The organism is Flagellimonas aequoris (genome assembly GCF_003584165.1).
Taxonomy (GTDB): Bacteria; Bacteroidota; Bacteroidia; order Flavobacteriales; family Flavobacteriaceae; genus Flagellimonas; species Flagellimonas aequoris.
Window position 1 is genome coordinate 1 of sequence record NZ_QXFJ01000007.1, and the last position, 24,990, is coordinate 24,990.

Consider the following 24,990-nt stretch of genomic DNA (forward strand, 5'->3'; position numbering starts at 1 on the left):
TGGATAAGCCGGGTAAACTGACCCACCTTCGCCGGATGAAACTGACCATGGCAAATGGACTGCCCAGATTTGATCTATCCTTGGGTTAAACTTAGTTTTTATTTTTCAATTTTCTTCTCATTGATTCTCCTTTTATATCTATTCTGTGGGCTGTATGCACCAAACGGTCGAGGATGGCATCGGCCAGTGTTTTCTCCCCGATAATGTCGTGCCACTTTGATACGGGCAATTGTGATGCTATTATAGTGGATTTTTTGCCGTGCCTGTCCTCGATGATCTCCATAAGTGCATGCCTATTGATGTTGTCCAATGGTTTAAGGCCGAAGTCATCCAAGATGAGCAAGTCCTGTTTTTCAAGTTTGTTTATCTGTTTTGGATAGGAACCGTCTGCCTTTGATGTCTTGAGCAGGGTAAAGAGCTTCGCAGTATTGAAGTACATCGTTTTTGACCCCATGGAACAGGCCTGGTGGCCGATGGCCGATGCCAGGTAACTTTTGCCCACGCCGGTACTACCGGTAATAAGTATGTTCTCCCTTTTTTGGATGAACCCGCAGGAACCGAGCCGCCGGACCAGGTTCTTGTCCAGTTGGCGCGACGGTCGGTAGTCTATAGCTTCCATGACGGCCGTATACCTGAACCTTGCGGACTTGGTCAATCGCTCTATCCTACGGTTGTGACGGTCGTCCCATTCGCTCTGGACGAGATAGGCGATCAGTTCATCGTTGGTGTAACCGGTGGACGGACCGCCGGTTTCCATTGTTGTGGTGAAGGCCCTGTGCATTCCATAGAGCCTCATTTCTTTCATCGATTGCATTGTTTTTTCGTTCATATGTTCTGTTTTTAAGTATTGTTCCTATTCGTAGTATTTTCCTCCCCTTATGTTGTTGTGCTCGGGCATTTCCATGTCCCCGTCGATACCTTCATCGATCTGGTCCCACCCCTTTTTCAGGATGCGCTCGACCATATTGTAATTGTACGCACCATATTCCGCGGCACGCCTACAGGCACCGTCAAGACGTTCCCTTCCGTACTTTTTGGCAAGGTGGAGCACGCCCAGACAGGACTTATAGGATTGTTCCGGGTGTTGCTTCTTCTCCAGGATGGCAATGATGTACCCTTTACAGTGTCCGCCGATATCGCTTGCCCAATCGATGAACTTTTCACTGCTCCACTCGCTTATGAAACGATGGTGCGAGGGCATATGGTCGGCCAAGGTGGTATAGCCGTATTTCTTCCTGTTCCTTGTATGTACGGCGAACCTTTCGTGCTTATGGTAGATCTCGACGATACTGTCGGTATAGACCAGCTTGACCTGTTTGCCTATATGCCTGTAGGGCACGCTGTAATAATGCTTGTCCTTCCCAAAATAAACATGGCTGTTCTTGTGTACGGTGGCCTGGGCATAGCGTTTTACCTCATAGCGTTTCGCCGGTAACGGCATCAGTTCGTCCTTCTCGATCTCCATAAAAAGCGAACACCTGGAATATTCCCTTCCCCTGAACGACATTGCGTTGTGTTTTTCCAACAGTTCCCTTATCGCGATGTTGATATCGGTCATGCTATGGAAGACCTGGTTCCGTAAAGGGGCGAACACCCTGGTGTAGATTATCTTCACGGCGTTCTCCACTATGGCCTTGTCCCTTGGCCTATAGGTACGTGTGGGCAGTACTGCCGTTTCGTAGTGTTCGGCAAAGTCGGCGAACACCTCGTTGACCTTGGGCTCGTAACGGCTGCTCTTGGTAACCGCCGACTTAAGGTTGTCCGGCACCAAGGCCTTTGGTACGCCGCCGTAGAACCATAGTGCGTTCTCGGTGCAGCGGATGAAGTCCTCCAGTTTTTGGCTTGCACAGGCCTCTACATAAGTGTATTGGCTGCTACCGAGTATACACACGAACACCTCCAGTTCCTTCAGTTCACCGGTGTCCCTGTCAACAATATGGAGTTTCTTTCCCGTGAAGTCTATAAAGAGCTTGTCGCCGGCCTTGTGCTCCATGTGCATTACCGGAGAGGTCTCCTTGCGCCATTCGGCGTACCAATACTTGAACTGTGAGAGCTTGAAGCCATCGGGGTGCTTGGCATAATATTCTTCCCATAACAATTGTCTGGTCACCCCGGTCTTGCGAAGCTCTTTGTCAAAATAGGGAAAGTACTGCCTTAAGGTCAGCAAACGTTGGCTCTTGCGCTTTTGCCCGTCCTTAAAAAGGTTGTGGAGTTCCTCTAGGGTCATCTTCTCCACTTCGTAGGCGGTAAAACGGTACCGCCTGAAGAATTCGATGTACTTCCTGACCGTGACACGGGATATGCCCAATTGTTGGCTTATCCCACGCTTGCTCGTACCGGAGGTGTACAGTTTGTAAATCAGTTTTGTTTTTCGCATGTCTATCTGCTTGTTCGCCATGGTGCTTTTTAACAAAAAAAGCACTTAGACTTTTTACAGATAGATCTAATCTAAAGGTGGGTCACTTTGGCCCGGCGGGGGTGGGTCACTTTCGTCCGGCCAGCTATGGTCACTTTAACCCGGCGAGGGTGGTATACTATGTCCGGCGTTTCCAATAAAGAAAGACTTTAGCCCCAAACGATAACAGATAAATGTACCACTTGATACCTATTCAAAACTTACTTTAAGAAGATTAATTAATCCCTTTTTTGAACTTTTATGTAAGATGTTTCGGAAAATCCATTGGACCTCTTTAAACGCTAACTTTGGACATTTGATTCTCTATTAAATAATAAAAGATTACGTAGTAACATTTTATTTTTTATAACAACATATCTTCTACCAATTATTTAAGGAAAATGGTTTTTTTCGTTTCTGCACTTTTTTTAGCTGCATCTAGTATTTCCACAACTAGCATATTGTTTTCAAGCGAGTTTAGATCAAATTCATTCAGTGTAATTTCTTCTCTTATAACTGCTGCCAGTAGTGAAAAAGGGTCATCATAAGGCGCTTTTCTTTCTTCTAGTTTCATCACCTCTTCTTGGTAACCATCGTAACCTTCAGAAATTCTCAAGCGCAGGTCATGCCTATTATCTGCATATACCGCTCCAACCGTTCCATAAATCTCCATGTCTTTTCTTCCGATAGGCCAATTCCAAGAGCCTTGTATTACCGCTACCGCATCATCATACTGTAACAGTATAATAGATTCATCATTTACTTTGGGGTTATTTTCGGGTTGCAGTTGTTGAGAGATAGCGGTTACGCTATTAGGCCGTTTACCGTCCATAAACCACGATAAAATATTAACCCCATAACAACCAAAATCCACTTCTGCACCACCACCATTTTGAATGGGATCTGTTAACCAATCTAAAAATTCCTCGTTAACACCAATCTTTTTTGGTCCTTTATGACCGTCATGAACCATTATCTTTCTAATAGCACCAATTTTATTTTTGTTCTTAACTATTTCATATGCTTTATGAGTTGTAGGATACCAAGTTGTTTCATAATTGGTTAAAAGGTGAATTTTGTATTCTTCTGCCAAGGCCTTCATTTTTGTAGCGTGATCTACACTAACCGCTAGTGGTTTCTCTACCATTACATGGATGCCTCTTGGCGCAGCCGCCTCAACCACCTGTAAATGTTCGTAAATAGTACCAAATGCGGTTACCGCTTCTGGTTTTACTTTATCCAGCATTTCGTCTAAAGAAGTATACACCAAATCCATTGAAAAATTATGTTCATCCGCGTAACGTTGAGCAAGCTCCTTATTGGACTCTACTATACCGACAATTTCAATGTCGCCACGCGGCTCACTACCAAAAATCCAATGCACGTGGGTATGTGTTAAGCCTATGATGCCCACCCTTAAAGCTTGATCAGTATTTTGACCATAAAGGATTGTATTTAATAGAAATAAGCTTATTAAGAATACTATTTTTTTCCTCATTTATGTCTTTTTTATAGTTTCTGATGATGATAAGTTAGTGGTACCCAAACCGTGAAAAGATACAAGCCTTTAAGTTTGCCCTGAGTAGCACTGCTAGAATTTAAATCAAATTAAAACTTTCGGAAAAATAAATTTAAAGATTTAATGGACTATCTAAATACACTAACTAATATGATACTTTACCTTAAACCATTCATTCTACGCACTGATTATTATAACTGAATAAAAAATGAAAACAATAGTAATGGATAGTCCATAATAAGTTAGAATTGGCAGAAAATCCTTTTTATGAACTTTCAACGGTTAGTGTAAATGGCGTAGTGGCGTTTAGCCACTATGAACATTTTACACATTGTTCTCAGCTGTGTTCTTTTTGAATACCATATTTACTCGCTCTTTCTTTGATATGACTTAATTGATGTTTCGTGCATTCATTTATCAAAATCGGGTATATCTGTTCTAATTTATCTTTCATTCCCAATTCACCATACATCACAAATTTCACATAGGTTGAATTATAATTCTGATATTCAGTTTCTATGAATTTTATGAGGCTTTCATTACTTTTTATCTTCTCGAAATATGGTAAAATTTTGTTTTCAAGCGTTTCAGTCAACTCTGATTTAATGTTTCCAACATTTGCTCTTTCATCTAAATCCCACCATTTGTCTTTTCCATCTATAAACCTTCCAATTCGAGTCCTAATTATTGAAACTGGTTCAGTTGGGTATGCTGGAGGTTCAGGGTCTACTTTAAAATTATATTCGGAATCCCAATAGATTGGAGAGAATATACCAATATTAGCTGTAAATGAAATATTTTCTTTAGACCGAAACATACTCTTTTGAATGTTAATTATTTGTCCAATTTCGCCTAAGTCACGATAGAAGTTGTTTGCCTTTTTTTTGAACTTCAAAGGTTTTAATCTTTCGTGAAAACAAGATTTTACTATTTCATTAAATTTTATTTCTGCTTTGGTCTTCATTTTTCATTCATTGCTGAGAACAATTTGATATCCGTAATAACGAATATCTCTCTTGTATAAAACTACTAAATCTTAGACGGGCAGAAAATCCTTTTTTTGAACTTTCAACGGTTGGGCTATGATTTCGTTGCGGAAAAATCCGGCAGGATTTGTCCGGGAGAAATCGGGCCCTGTTAATGGTTATTGGGTTTAAATTTAGCGAAAATGCAGCAATGAATTATAGCCGGTATTGTAAGCAGTTTTTATTTAATTCGTTTTTTAATGAGTATTATTTGTCCGAGATGATAATATGAGTGTTCAATCATAGCGTCAATATTCCGGCAATAATTCCCATATTGTTTATCTACAAAGTCCGACAATATTTTTTCTTCTGACATATTTTCAACAAGTTCGATAAATTCATCTGCGTCAAGACAAAACTTACTCACTAAATTTTGCCAATCTTGTTCAGATTTTATGGGTGAGTAATCAAAACTATATTTGTCTCGTATATCGAGTGTTCCGCCTTTTAGAACTTTTTTCACGCCAGCTATATGGTAATCAATGTGAAAAGTCAAATCAGCAATAGTGTTAAAGTCATCTATTTTTTGAGTTGCTTGTTTCCAATCAAGGTCAATTATTTGTTCTTTGAAATTTGTACCTAAAACCCATTTTCCTTCAGTAAAAATTTCCTTTAGTCGGTTAGCTAAGTATTCGTTTAATTTCATTTTATCTTAACACCTTTATATTTTAGGCGGTTTTCTCAAATTGCTTACAACAATTGGATATCCGTAATAACGAATATCTCTCTTGTATAAAACTACTAAATCTTAGACGGGCAGAAAATCCTTTTTTTGAACTTTAATGATATGGCAAGGAATCAATCACACTTCCACAGGTTAACATAGCATCACCATAATAGGGATTACGGATTTCTTCTTCTAAACTTAGCCATACTGCACCCTCATTGTCATTGGCCATTGGACATTTTTGAACGTAAAGAGTATCATCCAAACCTTCGAGGTTCATTACTATTGCGACCAAGTTTTCATTGAGTATAACGAAATGACTACGTTGGTTTTCCAAATCGGAATTACTTGCTATGGCATCCAACATTTCTATACTTTTGGATAGATGGGATTTAAGCATCTTGTCTAGGTTTGTTTGAGTTATCGCCTTCATTTTTTCGGAAGTTGCTTTCGCGAAAGCGGAAACTTTTTCAGCATCACTGGCTACCAACGCATCTTTGAGTTCAAGGTATGAGGGCAAAGCTTTCACAAACTGTTCTTGAAAAGAAGTTGAAAGTGATAGTTCCATTGCCATCATTTTTTTATTTTCTTCAGCACTTTGATTCATCATTGATTTCTTACCCTGTAGTTGAGCGGCAGCGTCCACGGAAAACGTACCATTGGTAACAATCTCATCACCATTTTTCAAACCAGAGGTAACTGTAAACACATCACCATTTCGATTGCTCAGGGTTACTTCCCTCATTTCAAAAACAGGCTCGTTGGGATTGGTCTTGATGTACACCAAAGACCGTTCACCCGTCCACATTACTGCACTTGCGGGTATGGTCAGGTGTGATTTTATATTTGCCGTTTTTCCTTCAACTTTACCCGTAACAAACATTCCCGGTTTTAGCAAACCACTGCTATTTTTGAGATTGGCCCTCACCGTTACGGTTCGTGTTTGGGTATTTAACATAGGGGCTATGAATGAAATTATTGCGTCAAATTCCTTATTCGGATAGGCATTGGTCGTTACCTCTATTTTTTGTCCTTTTTTAAAATCTGAAATCTGGTTCTCGTAAGCATCAAATTCCGCCCATACCGAATTCAGGTTACTCACCTTTACAATAGGTTGCCCCTGTTTTACATAGTCGCCTTCGGCAGCCATCTTATCTGAAACCGTGCCCGATACAGTTGCGTAAATCGGAAAGTTCTCTTTGACTTTTCCTGATTCCTCAATACTATTAATTTGGGATTCCGAAAGTTTCCAAAGTTTCAGTTTGTTGCGTACGGCATTGTATAGCGAGGGTTGCGATTCTTTGAGCGATGCCGCTGTAATCAATTCTTGCTGTGCCGCGATAAGACTGGGCGCGTAGATGGTAGCGAGCAATTGCCCTTTTCGTACTTCCTGACCTTCAAAGTTGACGTTGAGGCGTTCAATCCTACCATCGAAATAACTGGCCTGGACTGCATTCTCTTCCTCGTTCATCTTGATTTTTCCCGAAAGGGAAATTATATTCTCATCTTCTATAGAAGCGGTTCTCACAATGGATGTTTGGATGTTAGCCAATGCCATTGCATTCTTGGTCATCTTAATCTCGTTCATTGCCAGTCCGTCAGCACCCGATTCCGCAGGAATTAAATCCATCCCGCAAATAGGGCAGTCGCCCGGTTCGGGTTGCATAATCTGAGGATGCATAGAGCAGGTCCACATCTGACCTTCCGCTTCTGTGGAATGGTCGTGTTTATCTGTCATAGATTCTTCTGACGAGCCACCGAAAATGAGCCAACCACCAAGCAGTCCGACAACGACAGCAATAGCGATATATATGATATTCTTATTCATCTGTTTATTTCTTATTGTTTTTCATAGGTCAGATGTAATTCGCCATTAATAATCTCAGTAAAAATCAAGATTTGTTATGGCTCATTTCATAGATTGTTATTTTTCGTTCTGTAATCGTTCAATCATTTCTTTCATTTCGGCAATTTCCCTACGCTGGGCACTAATGATTTCTTCGGCTAGTTTTTTAACCTCTGGATCTTTGATATTCGCACGTTCACTGGTCAAAATTGCTATAGAATGGTGGGGTATCATCGCTTTCATCCATAGAACATCGCCTACAGTAGATTTTTGGTCGCGAACCAAAAACAATGCTCCCAAAAATAGAATCAAACTACCCAATAAAATGGCCATGTTTTTTTTCTTGTCTGTATACATTTTGCGCATAAAGAACCACATAATCACAGCCATTGTAGAAATACCTAAACAAACCATATAAAAACGCGTTAAACTGAACCGTACGTGGTCGAATTCATAGGTGTTGAGATACATCGTGATGTACATTGCTACAAATGAGCAACCGAGCATAATGAAGAAGGTTTTGTAGTTTCCTTTGTTTTCGTGTTCTTTAGAATTTTCCATTTTTTTGAATTTTCAGTGTTATTTGATTCTCTTTTTTATTTTTCCGATTGTGGGTGAGCTGATGTACCATAGCGAAAATCCGCTCAATACGGTTATCAATCCCAGTAGGGAAAAGGCACGTAGAACAATAGTGTTGAAATCGTCCCGACTTTCATAGTCCATCGTATGGGTCATCCACAGAAAATCGAACCAGCGCCAATCCCGATGGCGTAGCGTTTGAAACGCCCCATCTTTTTCCGAAACATAGGCCTTGATATTTTCAGGCGTTTCATAACTTATGACATAGGCCGGAAGCGGTCTGCCACGATACTCACTATGGCTACCCACTTGCTCGATGCGTTCTATGCCTTTCACTTGAAGTTCTGGTAGCATATTCCGTTCAGCGATTTTAAGGGCTTCATTTTCTGAAATCGCTTTCTTTTCTTTGCCTATCTTGGCATCAAAAAGCTTTTTGTCATTAATCCAGTAGAACGGCTTACCATCAATTTCCCTAAGTTCTACTGAAACTATCGCTTCTTCAAGATTTACCTCGGATGGACTTATCAAACTTGTAAAAGCAGATGCCTCTATCGGGTCTTGCCGAAACTGGTCACCGTGTATTTCGTCAATGTCCGTCCAACTGAAATACATACCGCTTATCGTCCACATCAAGAACTGGATGCCCAAGAAGATGCCCAGGTAGCGGTGTGCCTTTCTAATTTTAATCGCTGTTTTCCTTTTTACCATATCATTTAATCAATGTTTGAACTTTTAAGCCTAAGGGAATTGGCTATGACCGAAACCGAACTGAAGCTCATCGCCAAGGCAGCTATCATTGGGGAAAGTAAAATCCCGAAAAATGGATATAGCAATCCCGCAGCAATGGGTATTCCCAAGGTGTTGTAAATCATCGCAAAAAATAGGTTCTGCTTAATGTTTCGCATTACCACATCGCTAAGGTTTCGCGCTTTAACGATACCGTGCAAATCGCCCTTTACCAAGGTAATGGATGCACTTTCTATGGCTACATCGGTACCCGTTCCCATTGCGATACCCACATCGCTTTTTGCCAAAGCCGGTGCATCGTTGATACCGTCACCCGCCATAGCAACGACTTTTCCGTTTTCTTGTAGTTTTTCAACTTCCTGCAGCTTGTTTTCGGGAAGCATTCCCGCCTGAAAGTCCGCAAGATTGAGTTCGTTCGCCACGGCCTTTGCCGTATCGTAGTTGTCGCCCGTGAGCATAATCACATCGATTCCCTTGTCCTGTAATTCCTTGATGGCCTTGGCACTCGTTTTCTTAATTTTATCACCAATTACTACATAACCGACAAGGTTTCCATCAATCGCGAGATAGGAAACGGTTTTGCCCTGCTTTTGGAAGAATTGGGCTTTTTCTTCCATTTCTTTGGAAAGCGTCGCCTTTGCATATTCCATCATTTTGGCATTTCCTAAAGCCACCTTTTTACCGTTTACATTACCTTCAACACCTTTACCGGTTACGGCATTGAACCCGTCGGCTTTTAAGAAATCAGCTTTTTGTTCTTTGCCGTATTTGATGGTGGCTTCCGCAAGGGGATGCTCACTTTGATTATTCAGGGAAACAATGTATTGCAGTACTTCGCTATCGCTGAAACCCTTATCAAAAGACCCCATTTTTTCCACCGTGGGTTTTCCTTCGGTAATCGTTCCCGTTTTATCCACGATAAGGGTATCTACCTTATCCATTTTTTCAAGTGCCTCTGCATTCTTGATGAGCACCCCATTTTGTGCACCCTTACCCACACCGACCATCACGGACATCGGTGTTGCCAATCCCAATGCACAGGGACAGGCGATAATCAAAACGGCAATGGCATTGACCAAGGCGTACACATAAGCTGGTTCTGGTCCCCAAATTGCCCAAATCCCAAAAGTGATTACGGCGATGATGACCACGATGGACACAAAGTAACCTGAAACGGTATCGGCCAGTTTTTGGATAGGCGCACGGCTACGACTGGCATCATTGACCATTTGGATGATTTGTGAAAGCAAAGTGTCGGAACCTACCTTTTCCGCTTTCATAAGGAAAGACTGGTTGCCGTTGATAGTTCCGCTACTGACTTTATCATCGGTTGACTTGTTGACTGGAATGGGTTCGCCCGTTATCATCGATTCATCGATGGATGTTTCGCCTTCGGTGATAACACCATCAACGGGAATTTTATCGCCCGGTTTTACCCGAAGAATATCGCCCAATTCAATTTGGTCGATGGCCACTTCCTGTTCCTCACCATCCACGACTTTAACTGCCTTATTTGGCGCCAGTTTTAAAAGTTCCTTGACCGCGGAATTTGTCTTGCTATGGGCTTGGGCTTCCAATAGTTGGCCAAGTAAAACTAACGTGAGAATGACCGTGGCCGCTTCAAAATACACGTGTACGGTGCCCGCTTCGGTCTTGAACTGGTCTGGGAAAAAGTCCGGCATCAGCATCCCGAATACACTAAACAACCAAGCTACACCAGCACCGATGCCAATGAGCGTGAACATATTGAGGTTCCACGTTTTTATGCTTCGATAAGCACGCTCGAAGAACATCCAAGTGGCATAGAACACCACGGGTAGGGAAAGTGCAAACTGAATCCAGTTCCAGTATTTCAGTTCCAAAATATCGTATAGCGGATTGTTGCTGACCATTTCGGACATCGCAATGATGAAAATAGGCAGTGTAAAGGCCGTGGCTATCCAGAACTTTTTGAGCAGTTTTTTATAGGTTTTTTCCTCTGCGGACAAATCTGGCTTCATCGGTACCAAGTCCATCCCACAAATGGGGCAGCTTCCCGGTTCATCCTTTACAATTTCAGGATGCATTGGGCACGTCCATTGTTCGCTGCGGGAACTGGCGGAAAAGCTTTGCTCTTCCACCAAATCCATTCCACAGACAGGGCAATCGCCTGGCTTGTCATAAGTTTTATCGCCTTCACAGTGCATCGGGCAGTAGAACGTTCCGGTTCCCTTGCCTTTTGGTTTTTGCTTTTTCGCTTTCGTACTTCGACTATGCTCAGTATTAACTTTAGCCGAATCATCCTTGTGATGATGTTTGCCCGGTTTGTGAATGCTATACGAACCACCATCTTGCTTTAGAGCTTCCTGAAATGATTCGATAGGAATATGCGATTCCATTTCAATGACCGCTTCAGATTTTTCCAAATCGACCAATACATCAATTACACCGTCCACTTTAGAGAGCGTTTTCTCGACGTGGGTTCTGCAACCGTTACAGGTCATTCCGTGTATGTGATAGGTGTGTTTCATTACTTTACTAATTTGTGTCTGTTACGGAAAGGGTTACTACGAACCATCATACTACCCTTCCCGCAGCAGGACTTTATTCCAAGCTATCTTTTAGTTTATTTATATAGTCAATTACTGCTGTTTTGTTCGCCTCAGAAAAAATTGCATCCCGATGAATTAGCGTGTAACTGTCCAAAGGCATTTCCCCATCCTCAATCTGGTTTATGATAGACCGTAATTTGCTATTTTTCCTTCGGTCGGAAAGGTTGCCCCATTCGTTGAAATTCAGCTCTGCCTTTCCTTCTTTGATATGATGTTCCAAGTACCAAGAAGAGGGTTGTACCTTGCTGTACCAAGGATAATCGGTATTATTGCTATGGCAATCATAGCAGGAAACCTGCAACGATTGTTCTACCGTTGCAGGTACATTGTTCACGAGCATAAAATCGGTTTGTGGTACGGTTTCACTCTGGTTATAGTCCACAGGAAAAAACTGGATGACCACAAAGGCAACCAATGCTATCCACGCTATGATTTTTACTATTTTCACTTAGTTGATTTCACGTTGCACCTTACCACATTTTAGCATTTGGGCACCGAAATAGGGGTTTCTGATTTCTTCATTCATACTTAGCCAAGCACCGCCTTTATTGTTATCGTACATTGGGCAGTACTGCTCATAAATGGTCATTGAAGTTCCCGTTATCGCCACCATATCGGTCATATCCTTGCTAAGCGTTTTAAAATGCTCGCGTTGGTGGGCTATATTGCTCTCGCCAATATGCTCGGCGTGTTCGGTGGCATCCTCAATGATATCGTTTAGTTCGTTCTGCTCGCTGTCCGAGTAGCTCGATGCATCAAAGGATTTTAGCGATTGTGCCAAGGTGTTGCCCAGTTCCTTTGCTTTGGAATTGTCATCGTTGACCAAAGCGTCCTTCAAGTTGAAATAGTCCTTCAATATCGCTTCTGCCTTGGCATCTTGGCTGTTATCCATAGCCATATCTTCCTTATCATCCATCTTTTCTTGATGTATTTCATTGCTCATTGGCTTGGCGGGTTCGTTCTTATTTCCGTCCTTGCAGGAAACTGTTACCATCACTACGGTAGCAAGTGCCATTGTACCTATCGTTCTCTTTACTGTTTTCATTTTGTGTTTGTTTTAAATTGTTACTTTGTTAAAATCGGGCTAAAAGACCGCCACCCCAGCCATATCGGTTATTGTAATTTGCTTGTATTGAAAAATTTCGGGATAGGATATAAGAGGTTCCCACCAACCATTGCGTTTCGCCCTGATAGGATGTATCGCCTATATCGTTCACCCAACCAAAGTCTGCCCGGTATTCGTATTCACCTTCCAGAAAAATTCTCGGAAAAATCAAGAATTCCCGGTCCAGACGAATTCTTGGCCTTAGTTGGTGGTCCATACTCACATCTACATTGAAGCGGTACGGAGTAAAGTATTTTAAACCCACCAAACCTACTGTATTAAAGGTGTCATACGAGTCGGGTGTAGAAGTTTCGGTATTTACTCCTACATAGAGGCGCACCCAATCATTGAGATACCTATTATAGTTTACTTCGGCTTCAAGGTTTTTGTTATAATCGAACTCTGCTCTTAAACCAAATTCATTCCGAATATTGCTTGACATCAGAAATAGTTCATTAAAGTTTGAGCCTGCACGCAACAATCCCCAAGAATAGTAATGGTCTGTTTCGTCAATCAGTTTTTGAAAGGGAAAGTTTTTCATCCTTTCATCCCTTGGGGTATCATAGCTGAATACGCGAGCCATACCGCCCATCATATGGTACAGGATGTGGCAGTGAAAGAACCAATCGCCATACTCCTCGTTATAGAACTCGATAACCACTTTCTGCATCGGTGGCACATTGACGGTGTGTTTCAACGGCGAGCGCTCACCATTTTCATTGATTACCCTAAAATAATGCCCGTGAAGGTGCATCGGGTGGTGCATCATCGTTAGGTTGTTAAGGGTAATGCGGGTTACTTCACCACCCCTGATTTTAATCTTATCCGTTTCTGAAAGTGGCACACCGTTAATACTCCACACATAGCGTTGCATATTTCCGGTCAGGTTTAATAGAATGTCGTTTACGGGCAAATCAGCCTTGTAGGTGGTATTTTCCTTCGCTTTTAAGAAATCATAGTTGAAATAGGTTTTACGGGTATCGTAATCAAAAGAGGAAGTGTCTTTTTGCATCATAGGCATATCGTGCCCCATATGGCCTCCCATCATATGCGAAGGTTCGGTAGATTTCATTGGCATTGAATCTTTTTTCATTCCTGCCATACCGTCCATCTTTTTATCCATCTTCATTTGCTTATGGTCGTCCATCTTCATATTGTCGCCCATTTCGCCTTTATTCATTGACATTTTGTCTTGCATTCCCATATTCATCTGGCCATCTTTCATATCCATTTTCATCCCGTAATTTTCCTTCAAAAACTCGGGTGTTTTTTTCTTTTTGTTACCCACCATTGCAGGGGCGCCCATCTTCATATCCATTTTGGCCATTTGTTTCATCATTGCAACCTTGTCCGGTCTCTCAATTCTTTTTGCTGGATACAGGCTTCCCTGTCCCAAGCGCAACGAGGTGCTACCAGAACCGTCTTGAGCGGTGGCGGTAACTTCCAAAGTACCTTCAGGGATGGTTACGATAACATCATAGGTTTCGGCAATACCAAAAAGGAAACGGCTTTTAGGTACAGGTTCCACATCAATACCATCGCACGCAACGACCATAGGGTTGCCACCGCCAAAATCCATCCAGTAATAGGTAGAGGCGGATGCATTGATAAAGCGAAGCCGTACTTTTTCGCCTGTTTTGAATTCGGGATACTCGGCCAATGATTTTCCATTGGTCAGAAATGCCGGATAATAGATGTCGGCTATATCTGCTCCTTCCATACGGTCTCTCCAAAATTTCAGTTGTGCACCAAATGCGCCTTCCTTGATAACCCTGCCCAAAGGAACCGCCGTACCTTTTTTGACCTGATACCACTCATTCCCGCGCTTAAGGTTTCGCAGTACGTTCATTGGTTTTTCGTTGGTCCAGTCAGAGAGTACCACAACCAAATCCTTGTCATATTCCAGAGTTTTTTCTTTTGGGTGAATAATAATAGACCCATAAACACCGCTTTGCTCCTGTAGCATCGTGTGGGAATGGTACCAGTAGGTGCCTGATTGGTTGATTGGGATTCTGTATTGAAAAGTTGTTCCTGGTTTAATAGGTGGCGTGGTCAAATAGGGAACGCCATCGTAAAAATTGGGTAATATCAACCCGTGCCAATGTACAGAGGTTTCCACATCCATTTTATTGGTAACATTGATAATGGCGAGGTCGCCCTCGGTGAATTCCAAGACTGGTCCAGGAATACTACCATTGATGGTCATTCCTTTTGCTGTTACACCAGCGAGCGTCATTTCATTTTCTTCAATGGTTAAGTTATACTCCTTGACAGGTCTACCTTCTTCATTTCTGTCCGCACCGTTTGTGCCTACTTGAGCAAATACAGTAGAAGAAAACAGCAATAGGGTGGTGATTTGTAATATTTTCATTTTTAATTTATTAAATAGTTTAAAAGTGCTGATTGCACGTAATACATCTTTATGGATTCGATTTGGTTCATCTGAAATTTCAGTTGCAATTCCTGAATGTCCAGCACATCGTTAAAATCGATGGTTCCCGTTTCATAATTCTTTATTAATATTTCCTCGGCATCGTTAGCCTGCATTAAACTCTTTTCTTGGGTATTGAACTGAATACGGGCTTGATTGCGCTGTGATTTTGCTTTCGCGAAAGCGGTTTCAAGTACATTCAAACGCTCTGTTTTTTGTGATTCGATTTCCAGTTGTCTCAGTTCGTTCTGTTTGGAAACCGATGAATAGCGGTTGTTGAAAATAGGTATGGACAGCGATACCATTGGCATCACGATATCCTTGCCGTTGTCGCTAAAGGTCATATCGGGACGTTCGGAAACGGGTACATAGTCCAATCCAAAACCGATGTTCGGGGCACTTTCCTTTTGGTTCAGCAATTCGGATTGTTCAATGGACTCGTAAAGTCTATCATATTTGAGCAGTTCGGGATTAAGCGCCAATCCTTCATCGCTGTATATCGGGTCTTCCGTTGGGATGGTCATTTCTGGGACGATTTCAACGGCAATGCTTTCCTTTCGGTTCAAAAGATTGTTGAAGCTGACCTGTTCCGCCAAATACTCCTCCTGCAAGACCTCTTTTTGTTGTTGCAGTTCGTTCTGGCGAATCTGCAACCGTAGAACATCAACTGCGGAAGCCTTGCCCACTTCCACAGAGGTCAATGCCAACCGTTCGTAAGTTTGTAGTAGTTGGATGTTTTCGTCCAGTACATCCTGTTTCGCATTGATGGCATATAGTTGATAGTAGGATTGGGCGACCGAAAGTGCCAGTTTTCGTTTGGCAATGGCAATTTCAACAAACTCGGTTTCCGCCATTGAGCTGGCATAGTTTTCCCGTGCCGTTATCGTACCGAACCACGGCAACATCTGCGAAATCGAAAATCGTGCCCGTTGCGCACCCGTTCGGGTTTCGGGTTCGCTTACAAAGTATCCTGCGCTTACCACAGTATTAGGTAGCGTATTGACTTCGTTCACTTTTTCTTCGGCGATATTGTACCGCAGCTCGTAAGCCTGAATATCTGGATTGTTCGCTTCTGCTTCCTGTATATAAGATTGAAGCTCTTGCGCTTCCGCGTAAAAAGAAACAAGCAATAATCCGATGATGATTTTTACATTTTTCATTTGCTCGCTCGTTTAAGTTGGTATTCTTCCCGCCAGCTATATAGTACGGGCAACAGGAAATATGAGGTTACATCAATGAGCATCCCACCCACAATGGGAATGGCCATTGGAATCATTATATCGCTTCCCTTTCCGGTGGATGTTAGCACTGGCAACAAGGCAAGAACGGTCGTTACGGTCGTCATCAAACAGGGACGGATACGCTTGCCTGCCGCTTCACGGGTAGCTTGACGAATGCCCGGTTTGTCATTCGGTTTTTCCTTATCGAAAGATTGGTCGAGATAGGTTGCCATCACCACACCGTCATCGGTAGCAATACCAAAGAGTGCGATGAATCCGACCCAGACCGCAACGCTCAGGTTGATAGTTTTGATATTGAACAACTCGCGAAGGTTCTCACCGAACAAATTGAAATTGAGAAACCAGTCTTGTCCATAGAGCCAAATCATCACAAAGCCACCTGCAAATGCTACGGCAATGGCGGTAAATACCATCAATGAGGTGGTGACCGATTTAAACTGAAAGTATAGAATGAGAAATATGATAATCAAGCATAGCGGAACCACGATGGACAGGGTTTTCTCTGCACGCAACTGGTTTTCATAGGTGCCCGTAAACTTGTAGCTGATGCCTTTGGGTACGGTCAGTTCGCCGCTGTCTATCTTTTCTTGAATCAAGGCCTGGGCATTTTCCACCACATCCACTTCGGCAAAGCCGTCCAGCTTGTCAAATAAAACATAGCCGACCAAAAAGGTGTCCTCACTTTTGATGACCTGCGGACCTTGCTCATACCGGATGTCCACGAGTTCGCCAAGGGGAACGGGGCTTCCTTTTTCCACGGGAACGTAGATATTCTTTAGGTCGGTCGGATTATCACGCAGCTCTCGTGGGTAGCGTACCCTAACGGCGTAGCGTTCCCTACCTTCGACTGTTTGGGTCAGGGGCATCCCACCTACGGCTACTTGCAGGATTTCCTGTACGTCCATAATCGAAACCCCGTAACGCGCCAACTGTTCCCGTTTGATATCCACCAACAGATAGGGTTTGCCCACGATACGGTCGGCAAATACGGCCTGTTCTTTTACACCTTCGGCCTGTTTCAATATTTCTTCAAGTTCCAAGCCGAAAGCTTCGATTTCCCGTAAGTCCTGCCCCTTGACCTTAATGCCCATTGGCGCGCGCATACCCGTTTGCAGCATCACCAATCGGGTTTCGATAGGCTGTAACTTAGGGGCGGAAGTAATACCGGGCAGTTTAGTGACCCTGACGATTTCGTTCCAGATATCATCCGGGCTCTGGATTTCAGGTCGCCAGTTTCGGTAGTACTCGCCATCATCATCGGGAATCAATTCGTTTCTTGTGATGGTAGTTTGCAATTGGGATGCTTCATAACTGGCATCGTTTTCTACTTCGTTGTTCGGATTAATATGGAACCTATCATTTTTCAATACAAAAAGTCCGTCGTCGTTTACCCGATAGCGTTGCCGTTCCCCTGAAGCGTTGCGCATATATTCCGACTTGTACTGAATCACGTTCTCGTACATCGAAAGCGGTGCCGGGTCAAGCGCGGATTCGGTGCGGCCTGCCTTTCCGACCACGGTCTCGATTTCAGGGATGGTGGCCACCGCCATATCCAATTGTTGCAAGACCCGTTTATTTTCGGCTACACCTGAGTGCGGTAGCGAGGTAGGCATCAGCAGGAACGAACCCTCGTTGAGAGCTGGCATAAATTCCTTGCCCGTGTTGCGCATAATGAAGAAACCGAGAACAAGCAGCGTAGTAGGAATCACAAGAAACAACAACCTGTTTTGCAATGCCCATTTCAAGATACGGTCGTAGTATTTCCTGAGCAACGAAAAGATGCCCAGAACCCCAAAACAGCTTACAGCCACAAAAATTAGGTTCATTGTCAGGCTACGGTCAAACCCGAGGGGTCGCCAGTATTCCGCCAATAGGAATACAACTGCGATTGTGGCAATAGCCGTATTGATGAGATTTTTTTGCTTTACCGCTACGCTCTCCCTTTGGTCGTGAATCTCGCCAGCTCGATTTCGCGAAAGCGTAACACGCATTGATAGAAAGGCTACTGCACCAAAAGCGACAAGTACCAATCCTATCCAATATCCGAAGACTACGGAAGTGAATCCCAATAGAATCAAAATTCCATTGATGGCATATTTGAGCCGCTCCCGCATTTTCCTTTCCCTAAAAAAAGTTGCCGCAAAAGGTGGTATAAGAAACAGTGCAATAACCAATGCCGCAGCGAGTGCCATTGTTTTGGTAAAAGCAAGGGGTCGGAACAATTTTCCCTCGGCACCTACCATTGTAAACACCGGAAGGAAACTGATTATCGTAGTCATTACCGCTGTAACGATAGCGCCCGAAACTTCGGCGGTGGCATTATAGACGATTTCGTTAGTGGTATAGGCTTTGCCGTTTTCATTTACTCGTAAGCCTTCATCTTCCAGATGGCGGATCATATTCTCGGCAAGGATGACACCCACATCGACCATGGTACCGATGGCAATGGCGATTCCAGAGAGGGCGACGATGTTCGCGTCTACATTAAAAAGTTTCATCGTGATAAATACCATTAATACCGCCACAGGTAGCAGTCCAGAAATCAGGATAGAGGCTCGAAGATTGAAAACCATAATGATAATGACCAAAATAGTAATCAGGATTTCCAAGGTCAGGGCCTCGTTGAGCGTACCCAAAGTTTCCTGAATGAGTTCGGTACGGTCGTAAAAGGGGACTATGGTTACTTGTGAGGTTTTACCGTCTGCCAGTTCCTTTGAGGGAAGTCCCGCACTTAATTCGTTGATCTGTTCCTTTACATTATTGATGACTTCCAAAGGGTTGGCACCGTAGCGAGCGACAACCACACCGCCTACAACTTCGGCACCTTCTTTGTCTAATATCCCACGTCTGGTAGCCGGACCTAAATGGACATTGCCCACATCCTTAATTCTGATGGAGGTGAAATTTTCGGAATCGACTACGGCATTTTCGATATCTGAAATGGATTTTACATAACCCAGACCGCGTACCAGGTATTCGGCCTTGTTCATTTCCAAGGTCTGTGCACCAATATCCTGATTGCTTTCCTTGACCGCCTTTACGATATCGGCCAGACCGATATTATACTGCCGCATCTTTTCGGGGTAAACATCTACCTGATATTCCTGAACATAACCGCCTATGGATGCCACTTCCGATACGCCGCTTGCAGAAGAGAGTGCATATTTTACGTAATAGTCCTGTATGCTGCGAAGTTCCTGCAAATCCCATCCGCCCGTTACATTTCCATCTTTATCACGACCTTCGAGGGTGTACCAGAAAATCTGACCCAATCCCGTAGCATCCGGACCCAAGGCGGGATTCACACCATCGGGCAATAGACCACTTGGAAGAGAATTTAGCTTTTCAAGGATGCGGCTACGCGACCAGTAGAATTCGATATCCTCTTCAAAAATGATATAGATGCTCGAAAACCCGAACATCGAGGAACTGCGGATGGTCTTAACACCCGGAATCCCTAACAGGGATGTGGTAAGCGGATAGGTAATCTGATCCTCGATGTCCTGTGGGGAACGCCCTTGCCATTTGGTAAAAACAATCTGTTGGTTTTCGCCGATATCGGGTATGGCATCCACGGCTACAGGGTCGCTGGGCAATAATCCTGTTTCCCAACTAAATGGTGCGTTGACGATGCCCCAGCCCACAAATAGGGCGAGCATCAAAACTGCAACTAGCTTGTTTTCGATAAGAAATTTTATGCTTTTATTCAGCATATTGGATGATAATTAGACAGTTATACAAAGGGATTGTCTTGCGGCATTCTGAAAATAGAACACAACAAAACGAGCCCAAAACGGAAGTACCGAAGGGCAAATAATTTACTGTCTAAAAATCAAATTAAATATGTCTCGTACAGGGTCTGCACGTCCCGTTCAATAAAGGGGGGTGAGTAATCCTTGAAGGGAACGATGTTTTCATCAAGTCCTTCAAAGAGATTGATATAGGTGTAGAAAAATGTGGCAACGAAAGTCTGTTGCTCGAATGTCAGTTTGTTGAATGAAGTTTTTAGATCGTCTTGTCCTTCCTTGACAATCTGTTGGTCGGTACAACAAGATTTTTCGGTCATCGAAGGATTTTCACAGCTTTTGGCCGGCTGTGCTTTTTCCATCCCACAACCTTCGGCTTTTGTAAAAAGACTAAAATCGACCAGAGAGTCCCCACAATAGTGCATATCCACCGTAAACGACATTGTAGTGAACAACACCACAAATGCCATCAAAACGGATAATATTTTATGGAAAACCTTTTTCATCGATGTAAAATTACAAAATTTTAACAGTTCTTATTGTGATTAACAGAACTTTAATTTCAGGGTTTCTGCATTCTGCGCTATTTCCATTTACCCAAAACAATGAGCAATCGTTTTAATTGTAGCAGTTGATTTTCATTTTTAAAATGTTCGTGAGCCAACATTGTTTTTAGTTGAGCAGTCGCTTTTTCTGAAGGAAATCCTGAAGTCTCGCAAAGTTTGTGAAACTTTTGCATTTCTTCAAGCTTAAACTTTGCTTTTTCAACAAATCGTTCGGCATTGTCATCCTCTTCATAGCTTGATTGAATCTCGAAATGTCTTTCAATCGTTCCCGGCTTGCCAATTATTAATTTTTCCGCATTACTCTGGATAATTGCGTTCGTAGTAAAAACGTAATCCCTATCATGAACCATTCTATTAATTCTTGTCTGACCATCGGCTATATTATTGGGAAAGATTTCCAGATAATATTTTGTGTCCAAAGGCAAGGTTATTACCGAATCGGGATTGAACAGACCTTCGAATCGTGTTGAATTCATGCCACGTATCGAAAGGGGATTATCGCAAGTAATCAATGGCGCATTGGCATCATTTATTTGATGTACATTTATGGTGCAATCATATTTGAAGTCCACAAATTCTTTCCATCTTTCCAGATGATTGACTATGAATTTTAGTCTATTGCGCTCTTTGAATTCGTGTCTAACTTTATCAATGTCTTTTTTATTGAATTCGTATTTTTCCTCTTCAAATGAGAACTTTACATCGCCATTAGCATCAGCATAGAGCAACATCCTATCTAAAATCTGGTCAGTGAACGCATTCTGATGATTAAGAACTTTCGGGGTGCGGAAGTAGAGCGATAGGCAAACGTATAATACCTGTCTTTTTTGTTCAGGTGTCAGAACTATTGTCTTTTCATCTACCAGCAGAGCATATATCTTTGGAAATTCTGAATCTACGTGTTCAGCGTAATGAAGTTCCAAAGCATATTTCTTATCGACCTCTGCATTGGGAATAGTATAGAGGTTTTTTTTGAAGCAGATGCTTTTCGTGCTGATGTATTCTAAAAGAAATTCGTCTTCTAGTTTGTAGGCATCCACGAAATAGTTTCCGTTTTTACCCTCAACACCAAAATTTTTAAGGTAGGAGCGAGGGATATAATGCTGTTTTATTGGTTCATTTTTAGGCATAATGGAATATAGTATTTCTTTTATAATATATCATTCCCACTTCTTTTTCTGCAACCGCACCGCATTAAAAATAGCCAGCAATGCAACCCCAACATCTGCAAAAACAGCTTCCCACATTGTTGCTAAACCACCTGCGCCGAGAATAAGAACGATAACTTTCACTCCAAATGCCAAACCAATATTCTGCCAAACAATCTTACGCGTTGAGCGTCCAATTTTAATCGCTCTTGCTATTTTGCTTGGTTGGTCGGTCTGGATGATAACATCTGCTGTTTCTATTGCCACGTCGCTGCCCAAGCCTCCCATTGCGATACCTACATCACTTGCCGCAAGCACCGGTGCATCATTGATGCCGTCGCCAATAAATGCAACTTTGGTATTGGGTTGCTTTTTCAACGTTTCCACTTCGTTAAGCTTATCTTCTGGTAGCAAACCCCCTTTTGCCCAATCGATTTTCAATTCTTTTGCGGTCTTTTGAGTTATGGAATCCTTATCGCCGGAGAGCATAATAATCTTGGAAATACCCGATTCCCTAATTTGCTTTATGGCCTGATGCGCATCTTCCTTCAGTTCATCGGCAATGGTCACGTAGCCTGCAAATTTTCCGTCATTGGCGACCATGACGATAGACTCAACAATACTATCGGTTTCAGAGGGAACGTCTATTCCGTTTGCGGTCATCAGAGCCTTGTTGCCGACCAACACGGTCTTTCCGTTGACCGTACCTTTTAAACCTTTTCCGGCTACTTCTGAAACTTCGGTCGCTTCAAAATCCGCACCGTCTGCCTTGTATTCCAAAATTGCTTTGGCAATCGGATGGGTAGATTGTTCTTCCATGGCCATTAGGTACTGCATAAATTCAGCTTCGGTAAAAGCCGAGCTGTTTACCACTTCCTTAATCTTAAATACCCCCTTGGTTACCGTTCCTGTTTTGTCCATTACAACGGTATTTACCTTGGTCATTGCATCGAGAAAAGATGCTCCTTTGAACAGAATCCCGTTTCGAGATGCCGCACCCAAACCACCGAAATAACCCAATGGAATCGAAATGACCAATGCACAGGGACACGAAATCACGAGAAATATCAATGCTCTATACAGCCAATCCCTAAACACATAATCATCAACAAAAAAGTAGGGCAAGAATGTTAGACCGATAGCTAGGAAAACAACGATAGGTGTATAAATCCGTGCAAACTTTCGGATAAACAATTCTGTCTTTGATTTTCGTGCCGTTGCATTTTGTACCATATCGAGAATACGCGCAATGGAACTGTCCTTGAATTCCTTGGTCGTTTCCACTTCGATAACACCATCGAGGTTGATGCTACCTGCAAAGACCTTTTCATTCTTTGCAATGGTATCGGGTTTGCTTTCTCCGGTCAACGCCGCAGTATTAAACGAGCCTTTTTCCGAAAGTAGGATGCCATCAAGCGGTACTTTCTCGCCGACACGTACCTGAATTTTCTCGCCAATGAAAACAGTTTCCGGATTAACTGAAACAAAGTCACCATCACGATGTACCAGTGCTTCATTGGGGCGTACGTCGAGCAAAGCCTTGATGTTTCCCTTGGCACGGTTGACGGCGGCATTCTGGAACAGTTCGCCTACGGCATAGAACAACATCACGGCCACACCTTCGGGATATTCACCTATGGCAAAAGCCCCCAAAGTGGCAATAGACATCAAGAAAAATTCCGTGAAGAAGTCGCCGTTTTTTATACTTTTCCAGCCTTCAATAATAACGGGAAACCCAACAGGAATATAGGCTACAACATACCAAAGAATACGAATCCAACCCGTGAAAGATGGGAAGGCATCGAAAAAATCGATGGCAATACCCACAATCAGCATTACAAAGCTAAAAATAGCAGGTAGGTAGGTTCTAAATTTTGATGCCTTTTCCGGACTACTGTGGTTATGGCCATCATCGTGGCTGTGTTCGCCAGAATGTTTCCGGGTATCGATATCCCTAAGATTTTGTTTTTTCTTCATCGTGATTTTATTATTCCAGACCTTGATAGGGTTTATATTCTTTGTCCCCAAATTCTTTTTCGATTTGCAGGGTGGTATGCGTTATTTCAAATTTATCGTGCAATTGTTCCCGGATGTCGTATATAAATTGGTCCTCGTGTCCATCGGGAACGACCAGATGGGTAGAAAGTGCCGTTTCCGTGGTACTCATTGCCCAGATATGTAAATCGTGTACTTCTTCGACCCCTTCGATATCCATTAGGAACTTTTCCACTTCATCTTCTGCAATCGAATCGCATTCAAAATAGCCAACATTGCAACACCAACATCTGCGAACACTGCTTCCCACATGGTAGCCAATCCACCTGCACCCAGAATGAGCACGATAATTTCGCATAGTAAGCTATACCTAATATTTACTAGAGTATCACATAGGTAGAAAAGCTACTTAACTATCAGCAATGGGGCCTTGGAGGCATACAGCATTTTTTTTCTTAGCCCCTTTTTGAAAAGTGCCTCAAAAAATCCGTGTTCCCTGTAAAGCAAAACCAATAGGTCTATTGGGGTTTCAGTCAAAAATTCATCGATACCCTCTTCGGGTTTGTCTTCCTGGATAACTGTAAAGAACCATTGCTTAGGTACAAGAAGTTTGCCAAATCTTTCACGAATAAATGCTTTCTCCAGCACCCTTTCCTGTTTGTCCGCTATATGTACAAAGTGCAACTGTGCACTATAGTTTTCCAATAATCTGGACAATATTTCAAAATCTATTTTATAATCCGTACTATCCGTATCCACTGCGACCCCGATACGCCTATACGCAGTATAGCTGGCATCTTCAGGTACGGCCAGTACAGGACAAGGTGCCTTTTGTGTCACCTTTTCGGTAACGGTTCCAATAAAAATTTCATCAAATCCCGAAGCCGTACCCTTGGTACCCATAACGACAAGACTGGTATTCATTTCCTTAGCCAGGCTAGAAATCACATCGACCGTTGCCCCGAAACCGACCATTGCTTGAAATTCCAACTTGTCCAGTTCAGGAAAGCCTCTTAGAAACTTATCCAATTTTTCTTTATTGATTTTTTCTTGTGATGCTGTGGTATCTGTTACATTGTGTGCCATAGTTGCCATCCCGATGGGCGTACCGGATGGATATGCCACTGAATAGGCGTGGACAAAAACCAGTTTTGATTTCAATTTTTGTGCTAGCCCAATTGCGTAGCTCACCGCATTTTTTGAAACCTGTGTAAAATCTACAGGTATTAAAATTCCGTCATCTTTCATATCATTTTGTTTTTATTGATTTGACTCCATTAATCTTTCTTTTTAGGTTTAATTATTCAATTGAAAAGTAGGTAAAAACCATATAGAATTGCATCTAGAAAGGCAATTGTCAGCACCGCAAGGAACATTGCCACAAAAACC

Annotated in this window: 19 protein-coding genes; all 19 read right to left on the reverse strand. The window is 42.7% G+C overall.

Annotated features, from left to right (window positions below; all coding sequences use genetic code 11):
- Nucleotides 1-91: 91 nt before the first annotated feature.
- Complete coding sequence (gene istB, locus D2U88_RS00040) at nucleotides 92-829, reverse strand: IS21-like element helper ATPase IstB (RefSeq protein WP_116186018.1); 738 nt, start codon at nucleotides 827-829, stop codon at nucleotides 92-94.
- Nucleotides 830-853: 24 nt separating this feature from the next.
- Nucleotides 854-2,398 (reverse strand): IS21 family transposase, encoded by a 1,545-nt coding sequence (gene istA, locus D2U88_RS00045; RefSeq protein WP_119638271.1) that lies wholly within the window; start codon nucleotides 2,396-2,398, stop codon nucleotides 854-856.
- A 385-nt stretch (nucleotides 2,399-2,783) separates the two neighbouring features.
- Nucleotides 2,784-3,893, reverse strand: a complete 1,110-nt coding sequence (locus D2U88_RS00050) for a Gfo/Idh/MocA family protein (protein WP_119638272.1) — start codon at nucleotides 3,891-3,893, stop codon at nucleotides 2,784-2,786.
- Nucleotides 3,894-4,251: 358 nt separating this feature from the next.
- Nucleotides 4,252-4,878, reverse strand: coding sequence for a DUF4304 domain-containing protein (locus D2U88_RS00055; protein ID WP_119638273.1), 627 nt, complete (start codon nucleotides 4,876-4,878; stop codon nucleotides 4,252-4,254).
- A gap of 242 nt (nucleotides 4,879-5,120) precedes the next feature.
- Complete coding sequence (locus D2U88_RS00060; RefSeq protein WP_119638274.1) at nucleotides 5,121-5,585, reverse strand: DUF1572 domain-containing protein; 465 nt, start codon at nucleotides 5,583-5,585, stop codon at nucleotides 5,121-5,123.
- Nucleotides 5,586-5,718: 133 nt separating this feature from the next.
- The gene (locus tag D2U88_RS00065; protein WP_119638275.1) at nucleotides 5,719-7,434 is read right to left on the reverse strand and encodes an efflux RND transporter periplasmic adaptor subunit; all 1,716 of its coding nucleotides are present in this window, start codon (nucleotides 7,432-7,434) and stop codon (nucleotides 5,719-5,721) included.
- A gap of 96 nt (nucleotides 7,435-7,530) precedes the next feature.
- Nucleotides 7,531-8,013, reverse strand: a complete 483-nt coding sequence (locus D2U88_RS00070; protein ID WP_119638276.1) for a DUF305 domain-containing protein — start codon at nucleotides 8,011-8,013, stop codon at nucleotides 7,531-7,533.
- Nucleotides 8,014-8,031: 18 nt separating this feature from the next.
- Nucleotides 8,032-8,739 (reverse strand): PepSY domain-containing protein, encoded by a 708-nt coding sequence (locus D2U88_RS00075; RefSeq protein WP_119638277.1) that lies wholly within the window; start codon nucleotides 8,737-8,739, stop codon nucleotides 8,032-8,034.
- Between the two features lie 5 nt (nucleotides 8,740-8,744).
- The gene (locus D2U88_RS00080) at nucleotides 8,745-11,288 is read right to left on the reverse strand and encodes a heavy metal translocating P-type ATPase (RefSeq protein ID WP_119638278.1); all 2,544 of its coding nucleotides are present in this window, start codon (nucleotides 11,286-11,288) and stop codon (nucleotides 8,745-8,747) included.
- Nucleotides 11,289-11,361: 73 nt separating this feature from the next.
- Nucleotides 11,362-11,817, reverse strand: a complete 456-nt coding sequence (locus D2U88_RS00085) for a heme-binding domain-containing protein (protein WP_119638279.1) — start codon at nucleotides 11,815-11,817, stop codon at nucleotides 11,362-11,364.
- The gene (locus D2U88_RS00090; RefSeq protein ID WP_119638280.1) at nucleotides 11,818-12,414 is read right to left on the reverse strand and encodes a DUF3347 domain-containing protein; all 597 of its coding nucleotides are present in this window, start codon (nucleotides 12,412-12,414) and stop codon (nucleotides 11,818-11,820) included.
- Between the two features lie 28 nt (nucleotides 12,415-12,442).
- Nucleotides 12,443-14,845 carry a multicopper oxidase domain-containing protein gene (locus D2U88_RS00095; protein ID WP_119638281.1) on the reverse strand — a complete coding sequence of 801 codons (2,403 nt, stop codon included), beginning with the start codon at nucleotides 14,843-14,845 and terminating at the stop codon, nucleotides 12,443-12,445.
- 2 nt (nucleotides 14,846-14,847) lie between these two features.
- A complete protein-coding gene (locus tag D2U88_RS00100) occupies nucleotides 14,848-16,065 on the reverse strand; it encodes a TolC family protein (RefSeq protein ID WP_119638282.1) in 1,218 nt (405 codons plus the stop codon).
- Complete coding sequence (locus D2U88_RS00105; protein WP_119638283.1) at nucleotides 16,062-19,859, reverse strand: efflux RND transporter permease subunit; 3,798 nt, start codon at nucleotides 19,857-19,859, stop codon at nucleotides 16,062-16,064. The genes D2U88_RS00100 and D2U88_RS00105 overlap by 4 nt, the downstream gene beginning before the upstream one ends.
- A gap of 119 nt (nucleotides 19,860-19,978) precedes the next feature.
- Nucleotides 19,979-20,398: an HYC_CC_PP family protein gene (locus D2U88_RS00110; RefSeq protein WP_094998942.1), complete on the reverse strand. Its 420-nt coding sequence runs from the start codon at nucleotides 20,396-20,398 to the stop codon at nucleotides 19,979-19,981.
- A gap of 77 nt (nucleotides 20,399-20,475) precedes the next feature.
- Nucleotides 20,476-21,588: a DUF4238 domain-containing protein gene (locus tag D2U88_RS00115; protein WP_094998943.1), complete on the reverse strand. Its 1,113-nt coding sequence runs from the start codon at nucleotides 21,586-21,588 to the stop codon at nucleotides 20,476-20,478.
- A 30-nt stretch (nucleotides 21,589-21,618) separates the two neighbouring features.
- The gene (locus tag D2U88_RS00120) at nucleotides 21,619-23,583 is read right to left on the reverse strand and encodes a heavy metal translocating P-type ATPase (protein ID WP_094998944.1); all 1,965 of its coding nucleotides are present in this window, start codon (nucleotides 23,581-23,583) and stop codon (nucleotides 21,619-21,621) included.
- A 10-nt stretch (nucleotides 23,584-23,593) separates the two neighbouring features.
- Entirely contained in the window at nucleotides 23,594-23,836 is a 243-nt protein-coding gene (locus tag D2U88_RS00125) for a cation transporter dimerization domain-containing protein (RefSeq protein ID WP_220473467.1), read from the reverse strand.
- Between the two features lie 170 nt (nucleotides 23,837-24,006).
- Complete coding sequence (locus tag D2U88_RS00130; RefSeq protein ID WP_094998945.1) at nucleotides 24,007-24,849, reverse strand: universal stress protein; 843 nt, start codon at nucleotides 24,847-24,849, stop codon at nucleotides 24,007-24,009.
- Nucleotides 24,850-24,990: the final 141 nt, after the last annotated feature.

Coding starts and splice junctions, on each gene's coding strand:
- D2U88_RS00080 (WP_119638278.1), bottom strand. CDS start 11,288: ATGAAACACACCTATCACATACACGGAATGACCTGTAACGGTTGCAGA.
- D2U88_RS00110 (WP_094998942.1), bottom strand. CDS start 20,398: ATGAAAAAGGTTTTCCATAAAATATTATCCGTTTTGATGGCATTTGTG.
- D2U88_RS00105 (WP_119638283.1), bottom strand. CDS start 19,859: ATGCTGAATAAAAGCATAAAATTTCTTATCGAAAACAAGCTAGTTGCA.
- istA (WP_119638271.1), bottom strand. CDS start 2,398: ATGGCGAACAAGCAGATAGACATGCGAAAAACAAAACTGATTTACAAA.
- D2U88_RS00100 (WP_119638282.1), bottom strand. CDS start 16,065: ATGAAAAATGTAAAAATCATCATCGGATTATTGCTTGTTTCTTTTTAC.
- D2U88_RS00070 (WP_119638276.1), bottom strand. CDS start 8,013: ATGGAAAATTCTAAAGAACACGAAAACAAAGGAAACTACAAAACCTTC.
- istB (WP_116186018.1), bottom strand. CDS start 829: ATGAACGAAAAAACAATGCAATCGATGAAAGAAATGAGGCTCTATGGA.
- D2U88_RS00075 (WP_119638277.1), bottom strand. CDS start 8,739: ATGGTAAAAAGGAAAACAGCGATTAAAATTAGAAAGGCACACCGCTAC.
- D2U88_RS00115 (WP_094998943.1), bottom strand. CDS start 21,588: ATGCCTAAAAATGAACCAATAAAACAGCATTATATCCCTCGCTCCTAC.
- D2U88_RS00090 (WP_119638280.1), bottom strand. CDS start 12,414: ATGAAAACAGTAAAGAGAACGATAGGTACAATGGCACTTGCTACCGTA.
- D2U88_RS00065 (WP_119638275.1), bottom strand. CDS start 7,434: ATGAATAAGAATATCATATATATCGCTATTGCTGTCGTTGTCGGACTG.
- D2U88_RS00055 (WP_119638273.1), bottom strand. CDS start 4,878: ATGAAGACCAAAGCAGAAATAAAATTTAATGAAATAGTAAAATCTTGT.
- D2U88_RS00095 (WP_119638281.1), bottom strand. CDS start 14,845: ATGAAAATATTACAAATCACCACCCTATTGCTGTTTTCTTCTACTGTA.
- D2U88_RS00050 (WP_119638272.1), bottom strand. CDS start 3,893: ATGAGGAAAAAAATAGTATTCTTAATAAGCTTATTTCTATTAAATACA.
- D2U88_RS00060 (WP_119638274.1), bottom strand. CDS start 5,585: ATGAAATTAAACGAATACTTAGCTAACCGACTAAAGGAAATTTTTACT.
- D2U88_RS00130 (WP_094998945.1), bottom strand. CDS start 24,849: ATGAAAGATGACGGAATTTTAATACCTGTAGATTTTACACAGGTTTCA.
- D2U88_RS00120 (WP_094998944.1), bottom strand. CDS start 23,583: ATGAAGAAAAAACAAAATCTTAGGGATATCGATACCCGGAAACATTCT.